This window comes from Acinetobacter sp. V104_13 (genome assembly GCF_031798995.1).
Classification (GTDB): domain Bacteria; phylum Pseudomonadota; class Gammaproteobacteria; order Pseudomonadales; family Moraxellaceae; genus Acinetobacter; species Acinetobacter pittii.
The window spans coordinates 832,286-858,498 of sequence record NZ_JAVQNP010000027.1 but is presented as its reverse complement, the minus strand read 5'-3'; the positions used below and the strand labels follow the sequence as shown (position 1 = coordinate 858,498).

24 protein-coding genes are annotated in these 26,213 nt (G+C 38.9%); 12 read left to right on the top strand and 12 right to left on the bottom strand.

Annotated elements, in window-relative coordinates; all coding sequences use genetic code 11:
• Positions 1 to 6: 6 nt before the first annotated feature.
• From ttdB to RMB06_RS16880, 3 genes are read right to left on the bottom strand one after another with little or no spacing between them, the layout of a single operon-like run.
• Positions 7 to 615, bottom strand: coding sequence for a L(+)-tartrate dehydratase subunit beta (gene ttdB / locus RMB06_RS16890; RefSeq protein ID WP_000722967.1), 609 nt, complete (start codon positions 613 to 615; stop codon positions 7 to 9).
• Positions 612 to 1,511, bottom strand: a complete 900-nt coding sequence (gene ttdA / locus RMB06_RS16885) for a L(+)-tartrate dehydratase subunit alpha (protein ID WP_002163154.1) — start codon at positions 1,509 to 1,511, stop codon at positions 612 to 614. Before ttdA ends, ttdB begins: the two co-directional genes overlap by 4 nt.
• Before the next feature lie 49 nt (positions 1,512 to 1,560).
• The gene (locus tag RMB06_RS16880; RefSeq protein ID WP_311080451.1) at positions 1,561 to 2,859 is read right to left on the bottom strand and encodes an MFS transporter; all 1,299 of its coding nucleotides are present in this window, start codon (positions 2,857 to 2,859) and stop codon (positions 1,561 to 1,563) included.
• Between the two features lie 237 nt (positions 2,860 to 3,096).
• On the opposite strand from RMB06_RS16880, the gene RMB06_RS16875 reads away from it, so the two are divergent.
• Complete coding sequence (locus RMB06_RS16875; protein WP_000990661.1) at positions 3,097 to 4,017, top strand: LysR family transcriptional regulator; 921 nt, start codon at positions 3,097 to 3,099, stop codon at positions 4,015 to 4,017.
• A 57-nt stretch (positions 4,018 to 4,074) separates the two neighbouring features.
• Here the strand turns inward: RMB06_RS16875 and RMB06_RS16870 are convergent, their stop codons facing one another.
• From RMB06_RS16870 to RMB06_RS16855, 4 genes are all read right to left on the bottom strand, one after another.
• Complete coding sequence (locus RMB06_RS16870; protein ID WP_311080449.1) at positions 4,075 to 4,953, bottom strand: class I SAM-dependent methyltransferase; 879 nt, start codon at positions 4,951 to 4,953, stop codon at positions 4,075 to 4,077.
• Positions 4,954 to 5,066: 113 nt separating this feature from the next.
• A complete protein-coding gene (locus RMB06_RS16865; protein WP_017403117.1) occupies positions 5,067 to 6,590 on the bottom strand; it encodes an NAD(P)/FAD-dependent oxidoreductase in 1,524 nt (507 codons plus the stop codon).
• Between the two features lie 22 nt (positions 6,591 to 6,612).
• Entirely contained in the window at positions 6,613 to 7,446 is an 834-nt protein-coding gene (locus tag RMB06_RS16860; RefSeq protein WP_311080448.1) for an SDR family NAD(P)-dependent oxidoreductase, read from the bottom strand.
• A 65-nt stretch (positions 7,447 to 7,511) separates the two neighbouring features.
• A complete protein-coding gene (locus RMB06_RS16855) occupies positions 7,512 to 8,471 on the bottom strand; it encodes a metal-dependent hydrolase (RefSeq protein ID WP_005070390.1) in 960 nt (319 codons plus the stop codon).
• A 524-nt stretch (positions 8,472 to 8,995) separates the two neighbouring features.
• On the opposite strand from RMB06_RS16855, the gene RMB06_RS16850 reads away from it, so the two are divergent.
• The gene (locus RMB06_RS16850; protein ID WP_002163161.1) at positions 8,996 to 9,616 is read left to right on the top strand and encodes a TetR/AcrR family transcriptional regulator; all 621 of its coding nucleotides are present in this window, start codon (positions 8,996 to 8,998) and stop codon (positions 9,614 to 9,616) included.
• Between the two features lie 77 nt (positions 9,617 to 9,693).
• Here RMB06_RS16850 and RMB06_RS16845 read toward each other — a convergent pair whose 3' ends face one another.
• Entirely contained in the window at positions 9,694 to 10,416 is a 723-nt protein-coding gene (locus tag RMB06_RS16845; RefSeq protein WP_311080447.1) for a pirin family protein, read from the bottom strand.
• A 606-nt stretch (positions 10,417 to 11,022) separates the two neighbouring features.
• Between RMB06_RS16845 and RMB06_RS16840 the strand changes: the two genes are divergently transcribed.
• From RMB06_RS16840 to RMB06_RS16830, 3 genes are all read left to right on the top strand, one after another.
• Complete coding sequence (locus tag RMB06_RS16840; protein ID WP_002163179.1) at positions 11,023 to 11,250, top strand: hypothetical protein; 228 nt, start codon at positions 11,023 to 11,025, stop codon at positions 11,248 to 11,250.
• A gap of 322 nt (positions 11,251 to 11,572) precedes the next feature.
• Entirely contained in the window at positions 11,573 to 12,892 is a 1,320-nt protein-coding gene (locus tag RMB06_RS16835) for an NCS2 family permease (protein ID WP_005070381.1), read from the top strand.
• A 116-nt stretch (positions 12,893 to 13,008) separates the two neighbouring features.
• Positions 13,009 to 14,007 carry an adenosine deaminase gene (locus RMB06_RS16830; protein WP_311080446.1) on the top strand — a complete coding sequence of 333 codons (999 nt, stop codon included), beginning with the start codon at positions 13,009 to 13,011 and terminating at the stop codon, positions 14,005 to 14,007.
• Positions 14,008 to 14,050: 43 nt separating this feature from the next.
• Here the strand turns inward: RMB06_RS16830 and RMB06_RS16825 are convergent, their stop codons facing one another.
• On the bottom strand, positions 14,051 to 14,608 hold the full coding sequence (locus tag RMB06_RS16825) for a cytochrome b (protein ID WP_005076999.1): 558 nt from the start codon (positions 14,606 to 14,608) through the stop codon (positions 14,051 to 14,053).
• 240 nt (positions 14,609 to 14,848) lie between these two features.
• Between RMB06_RS16825 and RMB06_RS16820 the strand changes: the two genes are divergently transcribed.
• Positions 14,849 to 15,238 (top strand): hypothetical protein, encoded by a 390-nt coding sequence (locus RMB06_RS16820; RefSeq protein ID WP_005076998.1) that lies wholly within the window; start codon positions 14,849 to 14,851, stop codon positions 15,236 to 15,238.
• Positions 15,239 to 15,308: 70 nt separating this feature from the next.
• On the top strand, positions 15,309 to 15,875 hold the full coding sequence (gene rnhB, locus RMB06_RS16815) for a ribonuclease HII (RefSeq protein WP_002163155.1): 567 nt from the start codon (positions 15,309 to 15,311) through the stop codon (positions 15,873 to 15,875).
• Positions 15,876 to 15,942: 67 nt separating this feature from the next.
• Here the strand turns inward: rnhB and csrA are convergent, their stop codons facing one another.
• The 3 genes from csrA to alaS form a co-directional block, all read right to left on the bottom strand.
• Entirely contained in the window at positions 15,943 to 16,197 is a 255-nt protein-coding gene (gene csrA / locus RMB06_RS16810) for a carbon storage regulator CsrA (RefSeq protein WP_004793773.1), read from the bottom strand.
• A 246-nt stretch (positions 16,198 to 16,443) separates the two neighbouring features.
• On the bottom strand, positions 16,444 to 17,724 hold the full coding sequence (locus RMB06_RS16805; protein ID WP_002115333.1) for an aspartate kinase: 1,281 nt from the start codon (positions 17,722 to 17,724) through the stop codon (positions 16,444 to 16,446).
• Between the two features lie 65 nt (positions 17,725 to 17,789).
• Positions 17,790 to 20,426 carry an alanine--tRNA ligase gene (gene alaS, locus RMB06_RS16800; protein WP_311080745.1) on the bottom strand — a complete coding sequence of 879 codons (2,637 nt, stop codon included), beginning with the start codon at positions 20,424 to 20,426 and terminating at the stop codon, positions 17,790 to 17,792.
• A 269-nt stretch (positions 20,427 to 20,695) separates the two neighbouring features.
• On the opposite strand from alaS, the gene RMB06_RS16795 reads away from it, so the two are divergent.
• The 5 genes from RMB06_RS16795 (at position 20,696) to RMB06_RS16775 (ending at position 26,145) form a co-directional block, all read left to right on the top strand.
• A complete protein-coding gene (locus tag RMB06_RS16795; protein WP_311080443.1) occupies positions 20,696 to 21,715 on the top strand; it encodes a type I glyceraldehyde-3-phosphate dehydrogenase in 1,020 nt (339 codons plus the stop codon).
• Positions 21,716 to 21,880: 165 nt separating this feature from the next.
• Complete coding sequence (locus RMB06_RS16790; protein ID WP_311080441.1) at positions 21,881 to 22,966, top strand: hypothetical protein; 1,086 nt, start codon at positions 21,881 to 21,883, stop codon at positions 22,964 to 22,966.
• 189 nt (positions 22,967 to 23,155) lie between these two features.
• Entirely contained in the window at positions 23,156 to 24,322 is a 1,167-nt protein-coding gene (locus tag RMB06_RS16785) for an ATP phosphoribosyltransferase regulatory subunit (RefSeq protein WP_014206187.1), read from the top strand.
• Positions 24,323 to 24,385: 63 nt separating this feature from the next.
• On the top strand, positions 24,386 to 25,705 hold the full coding sequence (locus tag RMB06_RS16780) for an adenylosuccinate synthase (RefSeq protein WP_002121613.1): 1,320 nt from the start codon (positions 24,386 to 24,388) through the stop codon (positions 25,703 to 25,705).
• Positions 25,706 to 25,827: 122 nt separating this feature from the next.
• Positions 25,828 to 26,145, top strand: a complete 318-nt coding sequence (locus RMB06_RS16775) for a hypothetical protein (protein WP_057068665.1) — start codon at positions 25,828 to 25,830, stop codon at positions 26,143 to 26,145.
• The last annotated feature ends 68 nt before the right edge of the window (positions 26,146 to 26,213 follow it).

Below are 26,213 nucleotides of genomic sequence, written 5' to 3'. Positions count from 1 at the left end.
AGCAGTTTATTTAATAAAGCTTAGTTGCTTACTGATTTTTTCTAAAATCGGTGCTTTCTTGGCTTGAAATTCAACTTTGTTTTGTTGAATCAGGTTGTTGCCTTTGGTGTCGATAGAAATAATGAGAGGACCAAATTCTCTCACACGGTTAATCCAAAGGGTTTCTGGCATACCTAGGTCTTGCCATTCAGCGCCTTCAATCTCTTCAACTAAGGTTGCTGCGAGAACTGCGCACCCACCTGGGAAAATGGCATGAACGGCAATATTTTCCTGACATCCAGCAGCTGTTTCTGGTCCCATGCCACCTTTACCCACAATAAGCTTTACGCCAGTTTGCTTGATAAATTCCCGTTCGAATTTTTCCATTCTCATACTGGTTGTTGGACCAATCGAAACCATTTCGAAGTCGTTTTCACCTTTCTTACGCACAATAGGGCCAGCGTGAAAAATCGCTCCGCCTTCAAGGTTAACTGGTAGTTCTCGACCTTGTTCGATCAGTCTGCGATGGGCAACATCGCGACAAGTCACTAAACGGCCAGTCAAATAAACCACATCACCGACTTTAAGGTCTAAAAGATCTTCATCTTTGATTGGCGTTGTCAGAATTTTTTTCATAGTACAACTCCTTCATGAGACAAGATTTCATACGACATATCTGGGTTAATCTTAATTTTGCCACGGCGATGTGCCCAGCAACCTGTATTTACGGCAACCCCAATGGTTGATGGGTGGCGCGCAGAAGATTCAATATTGACTCCCATCACACTGTTATTGCCTGTTAGTCCCTGAGGACCAATACCAATTTCATTAAGACCTTGTTCTAACAGTTGCTCCATCAAGGCAGCGCGTGGGTTATCACTTGTTGAGTCAACCGGACGCATAATCGCGAGCTTAGAAAGGCGAGCCGCTGTTTCAACTGAAGTCGATACGCCAACACCAACCAGTAAAGGTGGGCAGGCATTAACACCGCGTTCGGTAATAACATCCATCACAAATTCAGCAACGCCTTCGTAGCCTTGACCTGGCATTAAAACTTTTGCCGCACCCGGTAAGGTACAACCGCCACCAGCCATATAGACATCAATGGTACAAGTGTCGAGTTCAGGTACAATACGCCAATCTAACCATGGAATTTGAGTACCTGTATTTGTGCCCGTATTTTTTTCATCGAAGGTTTCCACAGCGTTGTGACGTAAAGGACCTATGCGAGTTGCCTCAGCAGTTGCTTCGCTCAAAATATCTTGAAGTTCACCAAGCAAAGGGAAGTTGGCACCTGCTTCAACAAAATATTGAATGACACCCGTGTCTTGGCAGCTTGGGCGGTTGAGTTTATCGGCAGCTTGCTGATTTTCTTCCATCGAGTCATAAACTGATTTAGCCAATGGATTGGTTTCTAAAGTACGCAGTTCAATTAACTTGCTTTTCACATCTTTCGGTAGGCGTTTTCCAATATAAGCCGTAAATTTGGCCATGGTGTCCGTAAGGGACTGGACTGCAATATCTTTGTCCATGTTGTGCTCCTTGAAGAAACTTGTTCAGATCTAATTGGTGTAAAAAGGGTTATTGTGTGGCTTTGGCAGTATTTACTTTCACTTTTTGGGAGAAGCTCAGCACTAGTGTTAGTAAGGTCGAGATAATCAGTAAGCCCGCAACAAAATAGAGCCCACCTGTGAAATCTCCAGTTTGATCTTTAATCCAGCCGATCATGGCAGGGCCTGCAAACCCACCTAAATTTCCGATTGAGTTAATCGTGGCAATGCCTGCCGCTGCGGCTGATCCTGACAAGAACATGGTTGGCATGCTCCATAGCGGTGGCTTGGCACAGCTAATACCGACATTCACAATGGTAAGTGCTGCAATTAATCCAATGACGTTGTGTGTGCCTGCTGCAATTACGAGACCAACTGCTGCGGTTAAACATGCAAGAGCAACATGCCATGTACGTTCATTGGTGCGGTCAGAGTGTCGAGACCATAAAACCATGGCAATGACAGAAACAATTGGTGGAATGGCATTTAAAAGCCCCACAGTCATAGACGTTACGCCAAGCTGTTTAATAATTTGTGGTGCCCAGATACCGAGGGTATAAAGCCCAGCCGATGTTCCGAAATAAATCAACGCAAGGGCAAGTACCCGTGGGTTAGCAAGACCGCGAAGAATGCTGTGATGCTGAGGTGCATTTTTCCCGACATCTTCTTCTTTCATCGTTTTTACAAGCCATTCGCGTTCATCCTGTTTTAACCAAGTGGCTTGTTCAGGACGGTCAGTCATATATTTAAAAACCACAACGCCTAAGATGATTGCTGGTATAGCTTCAATAATGAACATCCACTGCCAGCCAGCGAGACCCCAAATTCCATGCATTTCAAGTAACGCGGCAGAGATTGGTGAACCAACTGCTGTGGCAATTGGGGCGGCTGCCATAAATAAAGCAATCACACCAGCACGATGTCGTGCAGGAAACCAGTAAGTTAAGTACAGAATAATGCCGGGAAAGAAACCCGCTTCGGCAACACCGAGTAAAAATCGCATAACGTAAAAGCTGGTTGAGCTTTCTACAAACGCCATGCCCGCTGCAATCAGACCCCAAGTCACCATGACTCGAGCAATCCAGATACGGGCGCCGACTTTATGCAAAATAATGTTGGATGGGACTTCAAATAAGAAATAGCCCAAAAAGAAAATTCCGGCACCAAACCCGAGAACTGAGGCGGTAAAGCCTAGATCTTCTTTCATGGTGAGTGCGGCAAAACCAATATTGACGCGGTCGATATAGGCTATAAGGTATAACAACATAATAAACGGTACGATTCTCCAAGTAATTCGACGCAACGTTCGCTTTTCAATATCCATTTCCATGTCATGACTCCATATTCATGACTACCAATCCTGATTGGTAGTTTTCGCTTTCTTTACCGCTATTGATTCGGCTAGATGGCTTTTCCCGTTCATCCACAGCATTCCTTCTGCGGACATTGTTATGCTCTTAAACAAGAGATGGCTTATGTCGGGAAACATTGAAATGGATATTAAACCCTTTAAAAAACTGATGAATCGATATAAAGTTAAATCACTATTGCAAAAAACTTAATAATCATGAATGCAGATACGGAATTAGCTTTCTTTTGTTTATTGGTCAAACAAGGAAGTCTTGTCGCGACGGCACGAGAGTTAAACTTGACTCCACCTGCGGTTTCTAGACGTTTAACTCAACTTGAAGAGCGTTTAGGAGTAAGGCTTTTAAATAGAACAACACGGCGAATTAGTTTAACCAGTGAAGGTGAGGTCTACTTTGAAAATGCAGTTCGTATTTTAAAAGAGATTGATGAAATGGAGCGTTTGGTTTCAAGTAGTCGGGCAGCACCCAAAGGAGTATTGCGTGTGAATGCCCCTTTAGGCTTTGGTCGTTCTTATATTGCGCCAGCGATTTCTACATTTGCCAAAATTTATCCTGATGTCGATGTCCAACTGCATTTAACTGACCGCCCGATTAATCTGCCAGATGAAGCCATTGATGTCTCAATCCGCTTTGGCGAAATACCTGATTCACGTCTAATTGCAAAAAAATTGGCAGCCAACCGCCGTTTATTATGTGCATCACCTAGCTATTTAAAAAAGGCAGGGCAACCACTCACTCCCCATGATTTAACACAGCATCAGTGTATTGTGATTCGGCAAAATGATTCTGCTTATGGTAATTGGCGGTTAAGTCATGGCAAACAAGTTGAAACAGTTAAAGTTCATGGGCAACTGAGTACCAATGATGGTGCAGTCGCATTAAATTGGGCCTTAGAAGGCTATGGTATTTTGATGCGAGCAGAGTGGGACGTAGCAAAATATTTAAGAAGTGGTAGATTAGTTCAAGTGCTAGCGGACTATGAAACACCACCAGCAGATGTCTATGCGGTGTATTTAGAGAGACTGAATCTGTCGCCTAAAGTTGCGCACTTTTTAGATCATTTACGCCAATTTTTAAATCAGCATGTCGATGGGCCAGAGCCTCGTTCAAGTTGGTAACGATGGTATTAACCTCAATTAAAAAAGCCAACTTAAAGTCTAAGTTGGCTTTTAACATTAGTTTTTATTTAAACGCAAATGCAATAACCGTGTTGCTGAGGTGTGGCGAATTTCATCAATTCGTGCATTAAAATATCGTTCAGTAATGGCTTCACCTGATAAGTCTTCGACCACTTCAAATCCCATCTGCTCCACTGCATGATGTAAATCTATTGGTTTAAATTGACCTAGTAAAGGCTCTTTCAGCAAATGGGTAAATTGTGCAACGCCCATACTTCCAAGTCGCTCAATACCGTTTAATTCCTGAAAATCGGTCGAATAGTCGAGTACCACTTCACTACCGTTTACAGCAAATTCAGCAATGCTTTTTAAAGTTTGCAAGGTCGTTTGCGGGTTTAAATAGTGCGTTGTGCCTAACCATGAAAAAAATGCAGGAGCAGATTGATCATAGAGACTTCTGGTCAAGGCTTCCGAAATAGACTCTTTTTCAAAGTTAATCGAGACAAACTCAACGGTAGTAGGAATATTTCCTAACTTTTTTAGCTTGGCTTGTTTAGCCGCTTGAGTATCAGGATGATCAACTTCAAAAATTTTCAAAGTAGGGTAATGGTGTGATTCACGTAGTGCAAAAGAGTCTAGGCCAGCACCCACTAATACATATTGTTGAGTATTTTGTTGAACTGCCTGAGCAAGTAAATCTTCGGCATAACGAGAGCGTCCGACCACTTGTCCAGTAAGTAAACCTAAAGTGCGGTTTAAAACCGCAGAATTCATCACTTTAACAATCAGTGAATTAGAGAGAAGTTTTTTCCAGCCTTTACTGGTCAGCTCAAAAGCATAAGGATCTGAAAATACAGGGTTCTGTGTATTTTGAAAATGATTGGCTCGTAAGGCAGCAGCAGCTTCAGCAGTACGACTTGATTGTCCTTCTTTCATCTTTATCCTGTTTTTTTATTTCTTGAAGATATTCAACGAAGAAGGCAGTGTATTTCATGAAAACCTAAAATACACTGCCTATTTCTTACAACGGATTTGATCGAAAATACAAATTAGTGAGTTTTTGTCGTTTGATACGTCACTTCATAATCTTTCAAATCTACTTTTTTCAAACGTTGTTTAAGTTTTTTCAATGACCAAGGCCATGCAGCAAAGTTACGACCGTTGGCATCAAGATAATAACTCTTACATCCGCCGCTGTTAAATACCGTTGTTTGTAAGTGCTTTTGTACTAAATCATTATGCTTTTTAATCACATCAGATTTAACATTTAACTTGCTAATTCCTTTGTTTTTAATTTTCAATAAGCCATCTACGATATAGTCGAGCTGTGCCTCTGCTAAACCAATGAAAGAATCATAAACCAGTACGTTAGGTCCTAAAATTAAAAATGCATTTGGTACATTTTCAATGTTGGTTCCTAAGTAAGCCTCTGGTGAACTATCTTTCCATATATCTTGTAAACATTGACCTTTTTCATTGTGGACACGTTTACCAATTGGTGGGTGAGATACTTCAAAACCTGTACCCCAAATAATCACATCAACTTCGTGGCGTTCACCATTGGCAGCAACCACTGTGTTGCCTTCAACTTTCACTAAACCATGAGGAATGAGTGTGGTGTTCGGTGCTTGTAGTGCAGGGTAGTAGTTGTTAGCGAATAAAATACGTTTACAACCAATGTCAAAGTTCGGCGTTACGTTTTTACGTAGCACTGGGTCATTAATTTGTAATTTAAGTAATTGCTTACCTAATACATTTACTGGTTTTAGGGCAAGTGGATTACGTAAACCAAAGTTAATTGCATTCAGTGTTAACGCTACACTTTTACGCCAGCTCGCCTGAATCGCCGGATATTTAGCAATGACTGATTTACTAAACTCGCCCAAGTCTGTATCTGGTTTTGGTAATACCCAAGGTGCTGTACGTTGGAACACAAACAGTTCTTTTGCTTTTGGTTGAATTTGTGGCACAAACTGAATAGCAGATGCACCAGTACCAATCACGGCAATGCGTTTACCTGTCAAATCATAATCATGGTTCCATTTCGCTGAATGGAACATTTCGCCTTTAAATGTTTCTAAGCCTTCAAGACGTGGAATTTGAGCTTCGGTAATTGGACCTGTGGCAAAAATAACGGTTTTAGATAAATATTGACCAGTAGTGGTGTCAAGTACCCACACATGACGTGAGTCATCCCACGCGGCATTCAGCAACTCATTATTAAATTCGATTTTAGAGGTAACATTAAACTCGTTACTCACATCTTCCAGATAACTTAAGATTTCTGGTTGGCGTGCAAATAAATGGCTCCATTTTGCACTTGGTGCAAATGAGTAAGAATAAAGAGCAGAAGGTACATCGCAACCACAACCCGGATAGGTGTTCTCACGCCATGTTCCACCCACGCGGCTAGCTTTTTCAATAATTTTATAATTGGTATAACCAACTTGATCTAGGCGAATGGCAGCAGCGATCCCTGAAATGCCCGCACCCACAATAAAAGTATCGAAAATATGGCTTGGTGATTTGACAGCTTTTTTTGCTGATGCATTTGTTTTCATTTGCGCAGTCATATGTGTACTACCTATAAATTTCTTATTTAAATAATTTGTACGATGTACCAAGGAACTTGGTATACAAGCTTGGGGATGCGCGTTTCATTAGCCAGAATAACTTCGCATCAATTTGAGGAATGGTATACATCTCATCCTGATCAAGGCGATTAAGGGTTAATCTTGCAACATCATCACTTGTGGTCAGCGCATAGTTCATCAGTGCATGGTCTGCCAGCTTTGAATAGCGTCCGGGAATTCGACCATTTTTAATGATATTGGTAGGTACCAGCGTCGGGCAGAGCACGTTCACCTTAATGTTAAACTTACGCAGTTCGGCAGAAAGCGTTTCTGAAAGCGCACGCACACCCGCTTTAGTCACGTTATAAGCAGTCATTTCTGGTGCAGCCGTGTAAGATGCCGCAGATGCCACATTAATAATCGCGCCGTAACCTAACTTTTTAAACTTGGGAACAAATGCATGACAACCGTGAATAACACCCCAAAGGTTAATATTCATGACCCAGTTCCAGTCTTCTAGGCTGAGTTCGTCAAACTTGCCACCTAAACCTACTCCAGCATTATTAATGACAAGAGTCACAGGGTGCCCAAGTAAGATTTCAGCAGTTTCAGCGAGATGGTTAACCTGTTCAGTATTACCCACATCACAGCGCATAGCAAAAGCTTTTGCACCTTCTTGTTCAAGAAGTTTTACTGTTTCTTCAGCAGCTTCGAGATTAATATCTGCACACACTACGCTGCCACCACGTTTCGCAAGTTCAATTGCAAAACTTCGACCAATCCCACTGCCTGCACCCGTCACTACGGCATAAGCTTTTTGGCTTGGTTTAACTTTCTTTTTGCCAAATAAAATCATGATTCATCCATAAATAGCTTGAAGAGATACCAGCTACCTCTTTGATAGCTGGAAATGCAGGACGATTAAGACATGCGTACCGGTGGGGTAAATTCTTTAACAAAGTAAGGAGCAATTGCGCCGCCTTCGGTCAGCAATTTCTTTTTGTAATACTCAAGATATTCAGTTGTATCATGATCATTTGGATGAAAGTCTGGGCGTAAGTAGTCAAGAATTTGACCAATCGTACTGCCGAAAACTCCGTCTTTTGGACCAAAGATTAAGCCGACACCACGACGAGCATCTTTCCAGAATTTCAAAGTCAGCATCTCTTGTGGCTTTCTTAACACAGGCACAAATAATGTAGTTGCAGGAATTAAACCTAAAATGGTAAATAGCGCGAGGAAGAAACCAGACGCGCGTAGTGCATAGCTACCATTTAAAAGTTGATAGACATCGTAGGCAATATCTTTATGCTCAGATTCTTCAAGCATATGCCACATCCACAATGCACGGCTTTTTTCGTCATCTGAATAATAGAAGTTCTTTTCGTGCTTCATCATGTATTCAGCAAGTACCGCAGTAAAATGCTCAATACCTGCCATCATTGATAATTTGAGTGGCTGTGGAAACTTTAAGAAAACATACTTAAAGAAGTTTGAGCCAAGAAAACGATATAGCGCGACAGGATATTCAGCATCTTGAAGGGCATCGTTATATTCATTGTGCAATTTAGAATGAATTGCTTCTTGGCCAATCAACGACGTTACTCGCTGCTTTAATATTGGATCTTTGATAAATTCACGGTGATGGCGAGCGGTTTCAATCACCAGATCTTCGCCGTAAGTTAAAAACACCGAAAGTGTGGCAAAAAACAAAGTAGCAAATTGATTGTCCATATAGAATCTGACATCAATTTCTTTACCATCAAAACCAATATTTAAATGTCTGATTGGAATTGAACTTTTGCTAGCAAAATCTGGTAGCTCAATTTCACGCTGAAATTTAAGTTTGTTGAATGATTTTTTAACTGCGGTCGAGATCATGGCGACACCCTGAGGCAAAGTAGTGGTGCATTTTGATGAAAATCAATAAACTCAATGATCAACAAAGCACTGTAAAATTCCATTTTCAAAAACAGATGATTCTCTGCATTGACTACGGTGTTGTTGCTCCGTTATTTGTTTGATTATTTGGCTGAATAACGGAAGAAGAACCGAGGCAGACAAGAGCTGCTGAATGACTCTTCTTTAATTTTTTCATATTAATCTGACATTATGTTCGGATTCAATTCGGGTAAATTCTTAAATATATAAAAGTATTTTATAGACATTTCTTATAATAATTTTTCTAAATAAATTGATTTTATCTTTTTGAAAAATAATAAATTAAATTTATTTCTAATCTCTGGAAATAATGAATTAAAACATCAATTGATTGATAAATTGAGATCTATTTTTCTCAGTTTTTTCACTTAAGTTTGACAACTATTCGGATTTTGTTTTTTTATTTCTACCGAGTCAGATTACATGCTAATCTGACTTTATGTTCGGATTATTGATTAGATCGTATGACTACGCGTAAACCTCGTCAAACTCGAGCCAAAGTCACTGTCGACACGATTATTGAAGCGGGTTTTATTGCGGTGGCACTTCATGGGCCGAGTGGAACCACGACACGTCATATTGCAGAAATTGCAGGAGTGAGTGTCGGGTCTTTATACGAATATTTTAAAAATAAAGAAGAAATTTATGATGCAATGAATCACTTTTTTGTTCGCGAAATTCTGGACATGATTACAGAGCTTACACCGACAATTTTACAGTTGGAGTTAGAGCCTGTCATCGAAATGATTTTTTATACTTTTAGTGATTTATTAAAGAAAAATAATGACCGTTATTTGACTGTTTTACGTTATGCAGGAGAATTGCAGTACGACAAATACATTCCCAAAATTGAACAGGCTTTAATGGAAGTGATCATGAAATATATGATGCATAATCCAAAATACCTAAAAATCAATAATTTGCCTGTAATTACCTATATCTGTATTAATAGTGGAATTTTTAATGTCGCACGGCATCTTATTTTGCCAAACCCTTATATTAGTTTTGATGAAATGGTGCAGGGGCTAACTACTATGATCATGAGCTATATCAATACAGAGATGGCTCGTTCAGAAGAGCACTGAGCAGAGTTAGAATTTTTATAAGTCCAAGTAACGATAAAAAGCCCTCACATAAAGTTTATGTGAGGGCTTAATTGATCTTATGGCATGGTTGGAACTTCTTCAGGACGCATATCGAAAATCAAAATTTCGGCGTTATCACCATTGGTAAACGATAAGCTTCCACCTTCACGAATACGTGCAGCATCGCCGGTGTTAAAGGTTTTACCATTTACATCAACACGACCTTTAGCAACGTGTAGGTACACATAACGACCATCAGGAATCACAAAGTCAGCAGTTTCTTCACCATCAAAAAGACCTGAGTAAATATTAATGTCTTGTTTGATCGATAAAGTTTTCTCGCCACCTTTTGGTGAGATGATCAAATGCAATTTACCGCGTTTGTCTGCTTCATCAATATGAACTTGTTGATAGCCTGGCTCTGTATTCACTTTATTTGGAACAACCCAAATTTGCAAGAAATGAACGCCTTCTTGAGCTGAATGGTTAAATTCACTATGAGCAACGCCACGACCTGCACTCATCAGCTGAATGTCACCCGGCACAATCACAGAGCCTGTACCCATCGAGTCTTTATGCTCTAATGCACCTTCAAGTACATAGGAAATAATTTCCATATTACGGTGAGGGTGAGTACCAAAGCCTTTAGATGGAGCAACGTTATCATCGTTAATTACAAGCAGATCCGAAAAACCAACTTGTTTAGGATCCCAATAGTTAGCAAATGAAAAGCTATGTTTTGATTGTAACCAACCATGATGTGCTGCACCACGCTCGTGAGATAAACGCATATCAAACATGATGTATTCTCCTGATTTAATTTTTTATCTGAGTACAGTTTATCGTAGCGTTTATTGGAATGAAGCTATGAAAATGGAAAGCTTGGTACGATTTATAGAACGATAAAATTTGGATGTAATTTTGCTAGTCAACCAATAGAGTCAAAGGAGAAAAAATATTTTTTAAATAAGATGAAGATTTCTTTGAGATGAATTTTTACTTTCCATGCTAAACATGCAATATAGAAATTAGTCGCTAAAGAAACAATTTTAAAGAAAAGTACATTAACGAAAATAGCTCCTTTTTATCTCATTTAAAGCTTAGCAAATAAAAACAAATTTCAAGCCATATACACATTTGTCTATGCTCTATCTTTAAAATAACTTAAGAGTTAAAACCGATAAAAAGATAATATTAAAAATAACTAAAATAAGCTCTTATTAAATAAAGTTACTTTTCAATGGAAAAGTTTAGTATTTATTAGGTTTTTTCATGATATTTTTAAAATAACTTTTATTTTCAATAATTTGAATAAGAGTGTGTTATTGTAAATAAATGTGAAAATATTCACAAAGCTATAATTTTTTGTTAAGATCATTAACATTAAAAACATAGAGATAATAATAATGATCAATAAAGTATTAATAGTGTTGTGTGTGGGTATCGTCTTTGTATTAGGGTATTGGGCTTATTTAGATACTCAAAATAAAAGACATCAAGAGCTAATGCAGATCATACAAGAAGCTGAAAAAAACCTGCAAAGTATCGAACGAAATCCGAATCATGCTCATCACAGCAATTTAGCTTCTTTTCATATGCAACAATATATAGGCGAGAAAAAAATTATTTTCTAGCAATAACGAGCTATAAATTTCTAACTTTTTACAGTGTCATTGGTCATATCTTTTCATAAATTTTGATCATGTTTCTGTTGAATCTGTTAAACTTATTGAACGTATAGTAAAAAAGCTGCATAGGGGTTATGCAGCTTTTTTGTGTTTCAAGAGGGGCTGTGGTTGTTTGCTATGTATAAAGCTAGAAATCAAATAAGTGGCATATTTGTTGCTTCTTAAATTTGAGATTCTTGTTTATAGGACTGAACAGAAAAACAATATTGTTCAGCGACCTACATAGACGTAAATATTCCACAGTTCAGATTTTGCATAGAGGCTACTTATGGCGGCGCCCAATTCTTCGGCAGGCTGGTTAGAGCGTTTATTTAAGCTAAGCGACAATAAAACCACTTTCCGAACTGAAGTTCTTGCTGGTGTAACTACATTCTTAACGATGTGTTATATCATTATTGTCAATCCACTCATTTTATCTGAAACCGGCATGGATCATGGTGCCGTATTCGTTGCAACCTGTTTGGCAGCAGCAATCGGATGTTTAGTAATGGGGATCATTGCTAATTATCCGATCGCATTGGCCCCTGGTATGGGTTTAAACGCTTACTTTACCTACTCGGTTTGTATGGGAATGGGCGTGCCATGGCAAACAGCTTTAGCCGCTGTTTTTGTTTCAGGCCTTGTCTTTCTTGCAATTAGCTTCTTTAAAATTCGTGAAGCGATTGTTAATGCGATTCCAATGTCACTTAAGTTTGCAATCGGCGGTGGTATTGGTTTGTTCCTAGCGCTGATTGCATTAAAAAATGCTGGAATCATTGTTGATAACCAAGCGACATTAGTCGGTTTGGGCGATATCAAACAGCCTACAGTATTATTAGCGCTATTCGGATTTTTAATGATTGTGGTTTTACACCAATTAAAAGTTCGTGGCGCAATCATTATTAGTATTTTAGTTGTTACGGCCATCGCTACTGCTTTAGGTTTAAATGAATTTAAGGGTGTAGTGGGTCAAATTCCTTCAATTGCACCAACATTCATGCAAATGGACTTTGAAGGTCTATTTACTGCAAGTATGGTCGGCGTCATTTTCGTATTCTTTATCGTCGACTTGTTTGACAGTACAGGTACTTTGGTTGGTGTTTCACACCGTGCAGGTCTTTTACAAGACGGTAAATTACCTCGTTTGAAGAAAGCATTATTTGCAGACTCTACTGCAATCGTTGCAGGTGCCGCATTAGGTACATCTTCAACTACACCATATATCGAATCAGCTTCAGGTGTAGCAGCAGGCGGACGTACTGGTTTAACTGCTGTTGTGGTTGCAGTCTTATTTATCTGCTGTTTATTTTTAGCACCTCTTGCTCAATCTGTACCAGGTTTTGCAACGGCGCCAGCTTTATTGTTCATTGGTGTGTTGATGATCCAAGGGATCACTCACATTGATTGGGATGATATTACTGAAGCTGTTCCAGCATTTTTAACCATTGTATTTATGCCATTTACCTATTCAATTGCTGATGGTATTGCAATGGGCTTTATTAGCTATGCATTAGTTAAATTATTCACGGGTAAGGCAAAAACTGTACCATACATGGTATGGATTATTGCTGCGCTTTGGGTATTTAAATTTATCGCGTTTGGCGGTTAATATGATTTTTTATAATTTTCTTCTTGAGCTATCTTAGACATAGTTTTCAATAAGAAGAAAATTATAAAAGGGTGTGATTTTGACCACACCCTTTTTTCTTTAGACGTGGAGTTAATATGAATCAAGTCGAGCTGATTCGCGCCTTACCAAAAGCCGAATTGCATGTGCATATTGAAGGGACTTTCGAACCTGAATTAATGTTTGCAATTGCCCAGCGCAATCAGATTCAGATTCCTTACAAATCTGTTGAAGAAGTAAAGCAAGCTTATAACTTTCATAATCTTCAATCATTCTTAGATATTTACTATGCTGGCGCGAATGTTCTTGTACATGAACAAGACTTCTATGATTTAGCATGGGCTTATTTTGAGAAATGTACCGAAGATCATGTCGTTCACACAGAAATGTTCTTTGATCCGCAAACCCATACAGACCGTGGTGTTGCGTTCTCAACTGTGATTAATGGTTTAAAGCGTGCTTGTGCAGATGCCAAAGCTAAGTTTGGTATCAGCTCTCAACTGATTATGTGTTTCTTACGTCATTTAAGTGAAGAAGCTGCATTTGAAACACTTGAACAAGCTTTACCATTTAAACAAGACATTATTGCAGTCGGCCTCGATTCAAGTGAAGTAGGGCATCCGCCAGCTAAATTTGAACGTGTTTTTGCTAAGGCGCGTGAAGAAGGTTTCTTAATCGTTGCTCACGCTGGCGAAGAAGGCCCGCCTGAATATGTATGGGAAGCTTTAGATCTACTTAAAGTGAATCGTATCGATCATGGTGTGCGTTCTGAAGAAGATGAACAATTAATGGCGCGTTTAATTAATGAAAAAATGCCATTAACGGTTTGTCCTTTAAGTAATTTAAAGCTATGTGTTGTTACGGATATGAAAGATCATAATATCCGCCGTCTTTTACAAAAAGGCGTACATGTAACGGTTAACTCAGATGATCCTTCATATTTTGGTGGATATATGAATGATAATTTCTTTGCCATCCAGCAAGCTTTAGACTTAAACAATGATGAGTTGAAGCAACTCGCAATTAATTCTTTTGAAGCCTCTTTCATTTCAGATGAAGAGAAACAAAAGTGGATTGCAGAAATCCAAAAAATCTAAATAAAAAACCGCCTATCTCGGGCGGTTTTTTTATACATCAGCTTTATTTAGGCTGTTTGGTCATACTATTTAAAATATTGTCTTTATCAATAAAGTGATGTTTTAAAGCTGCTAGTACATGTCCAACAATGAGAAAACCAGCAAACCAAGAAATATAAATATGTAATGGTTTAACAACAGCTAAAAGCTCTGGGTTATCTTGCACTAAACGCGGAATTTCAAATAAATATAAAACGGGGGCAGGGTGACCAGCACTCCAACTAAACAAGCAACCAGTGACAGGTAAAGCCACTAAAATTACATAAAGGAATAGATGACCAACGTGTGCCAGAGTTTTCATCATCGGTGACATGGTGTCAGGTAGTTTTGGAGCTGGATGTGTATAGCGCCATAAAATCCGGATAATCACTAAAAAGATAATGGTAGTTGCAATGTTCTTGTGCAACGTAATCACATCACCTTTAAAGCTGCCATCAACGTCATAGCTTAAAAAATTTCCACTATAAAAGCCAATAACCCATGCGACGATGAAAATAATTGCCATCACCCAATGCAGAATTTGTGCGGTACGGGTGTAATACTGAGAGGAAGCAGCAGGCATAAAAGACCCTTTTTTTGTCGTTTTGATTCGTGATTTTAGGGGAAAGCACAGATTTTGAGAAATGTTTTAAATGTGACAGAGCGTGCTAAAAACAGAACGTTTTACTGCATAAAAAAGCATTTGATGAGCTGAATTTCGCTCGGCAAAATAGTTTGCATAAATGCATCAAATTATTTGTTTCTTCTAAAGTTGAGTTTAGGCACAATACGCGCTGCCAACGTTCAATCAAAGGAAAAAATGATGAAAAAATTGATGCTCGCTCTAGCACCAGTTGTTTTAGCTTTAACAGCATGTGCAACAACTACAGGCACTGGTACAGGTGCTGCTTCTGCACAAACCACAACTCAACAATTAGGCGTTGCTGCGTTAAAGGTTGCTGTAAATGCAAAATGTATTACAGAGATTAATAATGTTGCAGCTTGGAAAACAGCAACAAAATATATGACTGCTGAGCAACGTGATAGCATCCAAACGAATGTATGTGGTTGTGTGAGCGAAAAGGCTCCAAACAGTGTGACAGCAGTAGAATTAGCTGCAGCTGCACTTGATGTAAATACACGTGCTACAATCGTAAACCAAGTGGTTTCTAAAACTGTAAACGCTTGTGTGGCAGAAGCTTTACAAAAGTAATTAATAAATTATGTGTTAAAGAAGGCTGATTACTATTGATCAGCCTCTTTTGTTTAAAGGTAGTGAGTCGATGTTTATTGCTGGTGTAGATGAGGCAGGACGGGGGCCTTTAGTAGGTTCGGTTGTGGCAGCAGCTGTGATTTTAGATCCGAATAATCCAATTTTAGGATTAAATGATTCTAAAAAATTAACTGAAAAGAAACGTGAAAAGTTGTTTATTGAAATACAAGAAAAAGCTTTAGCTTGGTCAATTGCTGAAGCAACTCATGCTGAAATTGATGAACTAAATATTTTACAGGCAACTTTTTTGGCTATGCAGCGTGCTGTTGATGGTTTGAAAACCCAACCACAGAAAGTAATTGTAGATGGCAACCAAATTCCTAAAGGAATCATTATTCCTTGTGAAGCCATTGTTGGTGGAGATGCAAGCCATGCTGAAATTAGTGCAGCAAGTATTCTGGCAAAGGTTACACGTGACCGACAAATGGCAGAATTAGATCAGCAATATCCGTTATTTGGTTTTGCCAAACATAAAGGATATCCAACCAAAGCGCATTTTGAAGCGATTGCTGTGCATGGTGTGATTGATCAGCATCGTCGTAGTTACGCACCTGTTAAACGTGCTTTAGGTCTATAAATACAAAAACTTAAAAAATTTAAAGCGACTAGAAAGTCGCTTTAATTAGGGAGAGAATAACTTCATATTAACGATTGAAGTTTTTCTGTGCATAATTATCATCTTCAAAAGAAACTTGATAATCTTGATCAAGATGTTGAAGGTGTTCATGCATTGCACGTTCATGTTGAATACGTTGATAAATTTCTTCGCGATGAACAGAAACCTCTTTTGGTGCATTCACACCAATACGAACCTGGTTTCCTTTGACGCCAAGCACAGTAACACTGACTTGATCCCCAATCATTAATGTTTCCCCGACACGGCGGGTCAGAATCAGCATGTTTATCTCCTTGCTAAACGCTTAAAACTGCAATATTGGTACCCAAATAAAAAGCTCAACCTCAGTTTTCAGTCAGATTCTAACAGAAATATGAGAACAAAGTCATATTTTGATAATCTCTGCCAAAAAACTTTCCGTTTAATATAACAGAGCCGCTATAAAAAAAACTATAGCGGCTCTGTGTTTTCTTTGATTATTGTCGGACAAGTAAACATTTTTTAATGAATTCTTGACCGGTTGGTAAAATTAAGCGCGGGCGCTGCTTTCACCATGTTCACGATCCAAACCAAAAGCGGTATGTAAGCAGCGAACAGCAAGTTCAAGATATTTCTCGTCGATAATCACAGAAACTTTAATTTCAGAAGTTGAAATCATAAGAATGTTGATACCTTCATCAGCAAGGGCAGTGAACATTTTGCTCGCTACACCTGCGTGTGAACGCATACCTACACCAACGATAGACACTTTAACGATGTCATCACGTGTTGAAACTTCACGTGCGCCAATATTTTTAGCAGTTTCGTTTAAGATTTTTTCAGCTTTCGCTAAATCAACACGGTTTACTGTGAATGTGAAATCTGTAGTGCCATCTTCTTCAACATTTTGCACTATCATATCGACTTCGATATTGGCATCACTTACTGGTGATAAGATTTTAGAAGCAATGCCTGGTTCATCAGGTACACCTAAAATCGTTAATTTTGCTTCGTCACGGTTAAAAGCAATACCTGCAATAATTGGCTGTTCCATAGTATCTTCTGCCTCAGTAGTAATGAGTGTACCAACATTTTCTTTAAATTCGTCGTCAAAAACGCCGTCGTCGTCATTATCAAAGCTTGATAATACACGTAAAGGAACTTGATATTTCCCGGCAAACTCTACTGAGCGAATTTGTAAAACTTTAGAACCTAATGATGCCATTTCTAGCATTTCTTCAAAAGAAATACGGTCGATTTTTTTGGCTTTAGGAGCAACGCGAGGGTCAGTGGTGTAAACACCATCTACATCAGTGTAAATCTGGCATTCGTCAGCTTTTAAAGCAGCAGCAAGAGCAACACCAGAAGTATCTGAACCACCTCGACCTAGTGTGGTGGTATTTCCATTGGCATCAAAGCCTTGGAAACCAGCAACCACAATAACACGGCCTGCATCTAGGTCATTGGTCATGACATCTGTATCAATAGACTCGATACGCGCCTTGGTAAATGCACTGTCAGTTTTAATACCGACTTGACGTCCGGTATAGGATTTAGCTTCCACACCAATCGAATTAAGTGCCATAGCTAACATGGAAATCGTCACCTGTTCACCGGTTGAAACCATTTGGTCTAACTCACGTGGGTCAGGTGTTTCGGTAATGGCTTTAGCGAGAGCAAGTAAGCGGTTTGTTTCACCACTCATTGCAGATACGACCACAACAACCTTGTGACCATGATCATGCCAACGCTTCACACGACGAGCAACATTTAAAATGCGCTCGGGGGTACCCATAGAAGTACCGCCATATTTTTGAACGATTAATGCCATAGTTGTTCCATATAAGCCATGACCCTGAGAGGCTTTTCAGGGTCAGTTACACAAAAAGTGAAGTCTTATTTTTGTTCAAGCCATGCAGGCAATGCTGCGATAACTTGTCCAAACTTCTCGTTAAGTGGCGCGCCACCTTGTGCTAAGTCAGGTTTACCACCACCTTTACCACCTAACTCGGTTGCTAGATGTTTGATGATGTCACCTGCTTTTAGAGTTGCAGTGTATTGTGATGCAACTGAAGCAAGTAGGCTGACTTTGTCACCCTCTACACCAGCTAACACAATAATTGCATTCTCTAATTTCGATTTAACACTGTCATGTAAGTTGCGAAGTGATTTTGCATCTACACCTTGAACAGTGGTAATAAGCGTTTGACGACCAGCAATGGTTTGTACCTGGTCAATCAATTCTGACGCTTGGAAGTTTGCCAATTTCTGATTGAGCTGTTCAATCTGCTTTTGTAATGCAGAAACCAATTCAACATTGGCTTGTACACGCTCAACAGTTTGGTCTTTCTGTGCTTTTAATAAGCCATTAATGTGCTGGATATCAGCATCAGTTTTTTGTACTACATCTAGCGCTTTAGTACCTGTAACAGCTTCAATACGACGTACACCAGCAGCTACACCACCTTCAGAAGTGATTTTGAATAAACCAATATCACCTGTACGTTTAACGTGAATACCACCACAAAGTTCAATTGAGAAGTTTTTCTCATCAATAATTGAACCCATAGAAAGTACACGTACTTCATCACCATATTTTTCACCGAACAACATCATGGCACCTTTAGCTTTTGCAGCTTCGATATCAAGAAGTTCGGTTGTTACAGCACTGTTTGCAATAATTTCTGCATTCACTAAACGTTCAACTTGTTGTAACTGTTCAAAAGTTACAGGTTGGTCATTAGCAAAGTCGAAACGTAAGATATCGCTTGCAACTAGAGAACCTTTTTGTTGTACATGTGAACCTAAGATTTGACGAAGGGCAGCATGTAATAGGTGAGTTGCAGAGTGGTTACGTGCAGTTGCTTCACGAATGTCTGCTTTAACAATCGCTTCAACATTTTGATCTGCTTTAAGGCTACCAACGGTCACAATACCTTGATGAACAAAGGCACCACCTGACTTTTTAGTATCTTGAACTTCAAAAATACCAGTTTCATTTTTGAAGATACCAGTGTCGCCAATCTGACCACCACTTTCAGCATAGAAAGGAGTTTGGTTTAAAACGATAAGCGCTTCATCACCTTCAGAAACTTCGTCAACTTGTACGCCATCTTTATAGATCGCTACAATTTGACCTTGACCAGTGGTATTGATGTAACCATCAAACTGAGTTTCGCCTTCAACTTTTACAATGCTGTTGTAGTCAACTGCAAACTTACCAGCATCACGAGCACGTTGACGCTGTGCTGCCATTTCTACTTCAAAACCAGCTTCATCAATAATAAAGTCACGTTCACGTGCAATATCAGCAGTTAAGTCTGTCGGGAAGCCGTAAGTGTCGTAAAGTTTAAATACAGTCGCACCAGGAATTGTCTTATCTTTTAATTGAGCAAGCTCACCTTCGAGTAGTTTCAAGCCTTGCTCAAGTGTTTTTGCAAACTGTTCTTCTTCACGAATTAAAGTTGCTTCAATCACATCTTTACGAGCTGCAAGCTCTGGATATGCATCACCCATAACTTCAATTAAAGGTTGCAACATTTTGTAGAAGAACGTACCAGTTGCACCAAGTTTATTACCGTGACGCACAGCGCGACGGATAATACGGCGAAGTACATAACCACGACCTTCATTACTTGGGTTTACACCATCAGCAATGAGGAAACAGCATGAACGCGCATGGTCTGCAACAACACGTAAAGAAGGCTGACCTTGGTCTTCAATACCGATAATGTTGGCAGCAGCTTTTAATAAGTGTTGGAACAGGTCAATATCATAGTTTGAATTAACATGTTGCAATACAGCAGAGATACGCTCTAAGCCCATACCTGTATCAACAGACGGAGCAGGAAGAGGGTGAAGCACGCCATCAGCAGTACGGTTAAACTGCATGAAAACGTTGTTCCAGATTTCAATGAAACGGTCGCCATCTTCTTCAGGAGAACCAGGTAAGCCACCCCAAATGTGATCACCGTGGTCAAAGAAAATTTCAGAACATGGACCACATGGACCAGTATCACCCATTGCCCAGAAGTTATCAGATGCGTATTTTTCGCCCTTATTATCACCAATACGGATAATACGTTCTGGCGCTAAACCGATTTCTTTGTTCCAGATGTCGTAAGCTTCGTCATCGGTGTGGTAAACCGTGGCATAAAGTTTATCTTTTGGTAAAGCAAGCCATTGTTCGCTGGTTAAAAATTCCCAAGCGAATTTAAGTGCATCACGTTTGAAGTAATCACCGAATGAGAAATTACCTAACATTTCAAAGAATGTATGGTGACGTGCAGTGTAGCCAACGTTGTCTAAGTCATTATGTTTACCGCCAGCGCGTACACATTTTTGAGATGTAGTTGCACGTACATAGTCACGTTTCTCAAGACCTAAAAAGCAGTCTTTAAACTGGTTCATCCCAGCATTTGTAAATAATAAAGTTGGGTCGTTGGCAGGAACAAGAGAACTCGACGCGACACGTGTATGCCCTTGCGTTTCAAAGTAGCGCAAAAATGCTTCACGAATTTCAGCAGATGTCATTAAACGAGTACTCACAACCAAGTCACTCCATATTTTCGAATTTGGCTAAATGTATCAATGCCTGTTTGTTTTATGCCAAACCTTGCATGTGATACGGGGCTTATTTTTTAAAAACGCTAAATTGTAGCGGAAAAACCCCACCGAACCAACGATTTTAAAAGGAATATCTTACAAAACTGTGATTTGGCTAAAAATCTATATTCAATTGGCCTTGACGTGCTTTACTATATGCCTTCTTTAGTTTGTAGTTTTGTTGATAAGGATAGGTCATGCAACGTATCGCCATTAATGGGTTTGGTCGGATTGGACGTAATGTTTTACGCGCCTGGTTCGAAAGCCCAAAACAATTTCATTTTGAAATCGTGGCGATTAACGATATAGCAGATGTTCAGACATTAGTGCATTTATTTAAATATGATTCTACGCATGGCCGCTTCAATGGAAATGTAGATATATTGATTGAAAATGAAAAAGTTTTTTTGAATATTCAGTCAAATCAACGAGCGTTAAAAGTTGAGGTTTTAAAGCAGAAACAACCTGAACTTTTACCATGGTCTAGTTTAGATATTGATGTGGTACTTGAGTGTACAGGACTGTTCCGTTCTCATGCGGATGCGACACGTCATCTACAAGCAGGGGCGAAGCGGGTCATTATTGGGGCGGCACCTTTTGATCATGTTGACGCAGCCATTGTTTATGGTGTGAACCATAATGAAGTCAAAGTGACTGATCAGATCATATCAAGCGTTTCATGTACTACGCAGGCTTTAGTTCCATTAGTCAAAATCATTGATGATGCTTTCGGTATTGAAACTGCGCTTATGACAGAAATTCATGCAGTGACAGCAGATCAATCTGTTCTTGACCACGCACATCGTGATTTACGTCGTGCTAGAGCTTCAGGGCAAAATATTATCCCGACCACATCTAGTGCACTCGGCGCATTAAAGCGTGTTATGCCTAAAATGGAAGACCGTATTGATGGTTATTCAATTCGTGTACCAACTATTAATGTGGCGGCAATTGACTTAACTTTTATCGCGCAATCTCCAATTACTGTGCATCACATTAATGAAATACTAATTAAAGCATCTCAAACAGACTATGCAGAAATTATGGCGGTAACAGATGAGCCATTAGTTTCGAGTGATTTCAATCATTCACCTTATTCACTCATTGTTGATTTAACTCAAACTATGGTTGTAGGGCATCAAGCTAAAGTATTCGCTTGGTACGATAATGAATGGGGCTATGCAAATCGTTTATTGGATCTGTGTGATTCTTTCTAAATATGATTTTAAATCATTTAAGGGTGTTAAATTAACACCCTTTTTATGGTTGTTAATTTCTAATATGAAAAGTTCAAATAATTAAAATTCTAAATATTAGTGTTGTGTAAAATTATATCTATTTGTATGATTCACAAACATTAAAATTTTAATTATAGAGTTCATATGAAATTTAACTCAAAAAGAATAAGCGGTTTTTTAATTTTTACATCTACTATTATTTTAGCTGCTTGCGGTGGTGAAGGCTCAGATCAAAATACTCATGATCAAACCGAAAATAATTTAGAAAAAGAAGACAAAATTTACCAAGTCTATTATCAACCTTCTGATATTTCTTCAAGTATCTATAGTGATTTTTTTGAAATTACTCAATATTCAATTAAGAATAATGAAATCTTTTTTGCAAAGTCACATAACCAACCGCTAGAAACTGAACTTTTAACTGAACAGAAAGTTTTAAATAAAGGGACCTTACAAACACATACTCTGAAAAGGTTAACACCGAGCAGTTGGACGTATGAATTAACGCCTGATTTGAAAGAAAATTTAAAATTTGAAATTTTGAATTTAGAGGGTGAAAATATCTTTGATCGTGTATTACCAGGCTATAAAGAAAATAAAAATTTAGAAACGGGCCTTCACAATCAACTTGATAAAAATTTAATAGACTTCTACCAAAATTATAAGAATATTAGGTTTCCAAAAAATAGTTATTGTTATCGTTTAAAAGAGACTCAATGGAATCAATCTTATATTTCAGATATATCTAGTTTTAATTCAAATCCTTCGTTTAGTGAGAAAAAACAGTCAATTGTCAAAAGATATAATAACTTAGGCCAAGATAAAAAGTATTTTAGGCTTCTAAATTCGCAGTGGTATGGTTATAACTTAACTGTTTTAGAAAACTTAGAAACTGGTGATATTCAAAGCGCATTGGGAAATAATAATAACCAGTCTGCTTTTTTTATTAATTTTATATCAAGTAGTCGGTGGGATGCTGATAGAAATTTAGCGTATGAAAAGTCTCATTTGTATTCTATAGAAGATAACCCGCTTAATAATGTGCATTCATTAATTGCTTTCAGACAAAAGCTAAAAATCGCAAATCTTGAAAAAGGTTGCTTTGCTTTTAATACTCAAGCAGCTCAAGCTATTCAAAGATTAAATCTGATTAACTGGCAACAAGGAGATAGCTCAGATATTGGCCCATTCTTTGGTCGAAGAACTTTTGTCTATGATATGAGTGAATGAGAATAAGATATTGAATATTATTGTTAATTCATAAAATCTTCTTTTTGACTTTAGAGTTTATTAAGAAAGATTTATGCAAATTGTCAGGTGCATGGCACAAAGTATCATGCTACACTAAGAGAAATCGGGTGTGTTCCCGATTTTTTTATGTGGGGTCGTTCCACGTTGATCAGATTTTAGGCTTGAAATATGACCATTTCAGAGACATGGTTGCTGCCTGACGGGGTAGCAGATGTATTGCCGGAACAGGCGCAAGTCATTGAAAAACTTCGCCGTGAAGCTTTAGATTTCCTCGCGGTACGAGGTTATCAATTGGTATATACACCATTTATCGAATACATCGAATCGTTGTCTTCATTATCAGAATCAAATCAAGACTTAGATTTAGTAACTTTTAAGGTCATTGATCAGCTCTCAGGCCGTTTACTCGGTGTTCGTGCTGATATGACACCGCAAGTTGCACGTATCGATGCACATGTAAGACCAGTTGAAGGTGTTGCACGTTACTGTTATTCAGGGACTGTATTACATACTAAACCACAAAATTTCAATGCCACACGTGCACCTCTACAATTAGGTGCAGAGTTATACGGGCATGACAGTATCGAAGCTGATGTCGAAATGGTCGATGTTATGCTGGGGTTGATCGAGAATATCTACACTTTACAAGGCGCACATCTAGATTTGGGCCATGTAGGGTTGTTCCGCAGTTTAGTAAAATGTGCTGGACTGTCAAAAAATGAAGAGCATGAGCTTTCAGATCTTTATCAAAGAAAAGCGTTACCAGAGTTAGCTGAATTTACTCAAAACCTCAATATGGGTTCTGATTTCTATGCACTTGGCCGTTATTCTAGTGATCTAGAAGCATTACAGGCGAATTTAAGTGCAAACATCTTACAAGATGCTGAATTTAAGTCAGCATTAGATGCACTTAAAACTACACTTGCGCAAATTAAAGGCCGTTGGCCAAATCTCAATATCGGTATTGATGTTGTAGAGCTACGTAGTTATCACTATCACACTGGCTTAATGTATGCGGTTTATGCACCGAATCGAGCTGCGCCTTTAGCACAGGGTGGCCGTTATGATGGTATTGGTGAGCACTTTGGCCGCGCACGCCCTGCTACTGGTTTTAGTTGTGATTTATATGCCTTAGGTGCAAATCAGTTCGCGGAAATCGAAACTGTTGTTGCTCCAAAAGGCTCAGAACAGGATTTACTCTCAGCAATTTCGAATGCACGTGCTCAAGGTTTACGTGTGGTTCAATTGTTAGGTAATGATGATTTAAGTTCTATTCCATATGCGACCCATCAACTCGTGTCGCAAAATGGACAATGGAATATTGAAAAGATTTAATCGCCAACGGTAAATTTTTACTGGTGGTTTCCAATTTTAACAGCATGATGTAATGAGGCTATTATGGGCAAAAATGTTGTGGTACTTGGTACCCAATGGGGCGACGAAGGTAAAGGTAAAATCGTCGACCTGCTCACAGATCAGGCGGCTGCGGTAGTACGTTATCAAGGCGGACATAACGCAGGTCATACTCTTGTCGTAGGTGGTAAAAAGACTGTATTGCACCTCATTCCATCAGGCATTTTACGTGAAAACGTATTGTGCTTAATTGGTAATGGTGTAGTACTTTCACCAGCCGCGTTAATTGAAGAAATGGGAATTTTGGAAGCAGAAGGTGTTCCTGTTAAAGAACGTCTACGTATTTCTCCAAACTGTCCACTCATTTTGCCTAACCACATTGCACTTGATCAGGCACGTGAGAAAAAACGTGGTAATGCTAAAATCGGTACTACAGGTCGTGGTATTGGTCCTGCATACGAAGATAAAGTGGCTCGCCGTGCAGTGCGTGTTGCTGACCTTGTTCGTGGTGGTGCAGCGCTTGAAGAAAAACTCCAAGAAATGCTTGAGTTACATAACTTCCAGTTAACTCAGTTCTACGGTGTAGAAGCTGTTAAATTTGAAGATGTATTGGCTCTTTGCAACCAATGGCGTGAAGTGCTTGCTCCATTAGTGATTGATGTGACTAAAGTATTGCATGACTATCGCAAAGAAGGTAAGGCTGTAATGTTTGAAGGAGCTCAAGGCTCACTTCTAGACATCGACCACGGTACTTATCCGTATGTTACAAGTTCAAATACAACTGCTGGTGGCGTAAGCTCTGGTTCAGGTATGGGACCTTTACATCTTGATTATGTATTAGGTATTACTAAAGCTTATACAACACGTGTAGGTGCTGGTCCATTCCCAACTGAATTAGTTTACGACGCAGCGGCTGATTCTGGTGATCCGATTGGTAAACACCTAGGTACAGTTGGTCATGAATTTGGTGCTTCTACTGGCCGTCAACGTCGTTGTGGTTGGTTTGATGCTGAAATTCTTCGCCGTTCTGTAGATGTAAACTCACTTTCAGGTATTTGCTTAACTAAACTTGACGTTTTAGATGGTTTGGAAGAAGTAAAAATCTGTGTAGGTTATGAAAATACAGATTCAGGTTGTGTAGGTTCTTCAGATGCAGTTTCTTTTGAATGCTTGAAGCCAATCTATGAAACTATGCCTGGTTGGAGCGAGTCGACTGTTGGTTTAACTAGTATCGATCAATTACCAGCAAATGCTTTGGCTTATGTTAAGCGTATTGAACAATTAATCGAATGTCCGATTGATATCGTTTCAACTGGTCCAGATCGTGCAGAAACAATTGTTTTACGTCATCCATTCTCTGCTTAATTAGCAAAGATTAAAAAGGCCTCCTGAAAGGGGGCTTTTTTTATACCCGACTAAAGTGCAGTTTTCGTTTTATTAGATTCAGATTAAAACGTTATATATAGATAAGGAAGGATGGGCTCAGGATGAAGCTGCAACCAACTATTTCAAAAACAATTTTTTATTCTTTTTTATTTGCTATTGGTGGTTCACCCACGCTGGCGATGTTGGTTATTTATGGACAGGAATATCGTGAAGATTTCTTTATGACAGCTTTTATGAGCTTGTCGGTTTTGTTCGCATGTGTGTTAATTCCTGTTGTACTCATACAAAATAGTTATTTACTCTGGAAAAGGGAAAGTCCTAATCTTGAAGAGAAAGTTAAAACCTTAAGTCATTTTTATCTGGGTTTAAATGTAATCTGTTTAATTTTCTGGATTTATTTGATGACTTTATCTACTTGATCGTTACATAAATACTATGATCATGGAGAAATGAGACATTCAAAGCATGAGTGGTATTTCTTATAATA

Coding starts and splice junctions, on each gene's coding strand:
- ttdB (WP_000722967.1), bottom strand. CDS start 615: ATGAAAAAAATTCTGACAACGCCAATCAAAGATGAAGATCTTTTAGAC.
- ttdA (WP_002163154.1), bottom strand. CDS start 1,511: ATGGACAAAGATATTGCAGTCCAGTCCCTTACGGACACCATGGCCAAA.
- RMB06_RS16880 (WP_311080451.1), bottom strand. CDS start 2,859: ATGGAAATGGATATTGAAAAGCGAACGTTGCGTCGAATTACTTGGAGA.
- RMB06_RS16875 (WP_000990661.1), top strand. CDS start 3,097: ATGAATGCAGATACGGAATTAGCTTTCTTTTGTTTATTGGTCAAACAA.
- RMB06_RS16870 (WP_311080449.1), bottom strand. CDS start 4,953: ATGAAAGAAGGACAATCAAGTCGTACTGCTGAAGCTGCTGCTGCCTTA.
- RMB06_RS16865 (WP_017403117.1), bottom strand. CDS start 6,590: ATGACTGCGCAAATGAAAACAAATGCATCAGCAAAAAAAGCTGTCAAA.
- RMB06_RS16860 (WP_311080448.1), bottom strand. CDS start 7,446: ATGATTTTATTTGGCAAAAAGAAAGTTAAACCAAGCCAAAAAGCTTAT.
- RMB06_RS16855 (WP_005070390.1), bottom strand. CDS start 8,471: ATGATCTCGACCGCAGTTAAAAAATCATTCAACAAACTTAAATTTCAG.
- RMB06_RS16850 (WP_002163161.1), top strand. CDS start 8,996: ATGACTACGCGTAAACCTCGTCAAACTCGAGCCAAAGTCACTGTCGAC.
- RMB06_RS16845 (WP_311080447.1), bottom strand. CDS start 10,416: ATGTTTGATATGCGTTTATCTCACGAGCGTGGTGCAGCACATCATGGT.
- RMB06_RS16840 (WP_002163179.1), top strand. CDS start 11,023: ATGATCAATAAAGTATTAATAGTGTTGTGTGTGGGTATCGTCTTTGTA.
- RMB06_RS16835 (WP_005070381.1), top strand. CDS start 11,573: ATGGCGGCGCCCAATTCTTCGGCAGGCTGGTTAGAGCGTTTATTTAAG.
- RMB06_RS16830 (WP_311080446.1), top strand. CDS start 13,009: ATGAATCAAGTCGAGCTGATTCGCGCCTTACCAAAAGCCGAATTGCAT.
- RMB06_RS16825 (WP_005076999.1), bottom strand. CDS start 14,608: ATGCCTGCTGCTTCCTCTCAGTATTACACCCGTACCGCACAAATTCTG.
- RMB06_RS16820 (WP_005076998.1), top strand. CDS start 14,849: ATGAAAAAATTGATGCTCGCTCTAGCACCAGTTGTTTTAGCTTTAACA.
- rnhB (WP_002163155.1), top strand. CDS start 15,309: ATGTTTATTGCTGGTGTAGATGAGGCAGGACGGGGGCCTTTAGTAGGT.
- csrA (WP_004793773.1), bottom strand. CDS start 16,197: ATGCTGATTCTGACCCGCCGTGTCGGGGAAACATTAATGATTGGGGAT.
- RMB06_RS16805 (WP_002115333.1), bottom strand. CDS start 17,724: ATGGCATTAATCGTTCAAAAATATGGCGGTACTTCTATGGGTACCCCC.
- alaS (WP_311080745.1), bottom strand. CDS start 20,426: ATGACATCTGCTGAAATTCGTGAAGCATTTTTGCGCTACTTTGAAACG.
- RMB06_RS16795 (WP_311080443.1), top strand. CDS start 20,696: ATGCAACGTATCGCCATTAATGGGTTTGGTCGGATTGGACGTAATGTT.
- RMB06_RS16790 (WP_311080441.1), top strand. CDS start 21,881: ATGAAATTTAACTCAAAAAGAATAAGCGGTTTTTTAATTTTTACATCT.
- RMB06_RS16785 (WP_014206187.1), top strand. CDS start 23,156: ATGACCATTTCAGAGACATGGTTGCTGCCTGACGGGGTAGCAGATGTA.
- RMB06_RS16780 (WP_002121613.1), top strand. CDS start 24,386: ATGGGCAAAAATGTTGTGGTACTTGGTACCCAATGGGGCGACGAAGGT.
- RMB06_RS16775 (WP_057068665.1), top strand. CDS start 25,828: ATGAAGCTGCAACCAACTATTTCAAAAACAATTTTTTATTCTTTTTTA.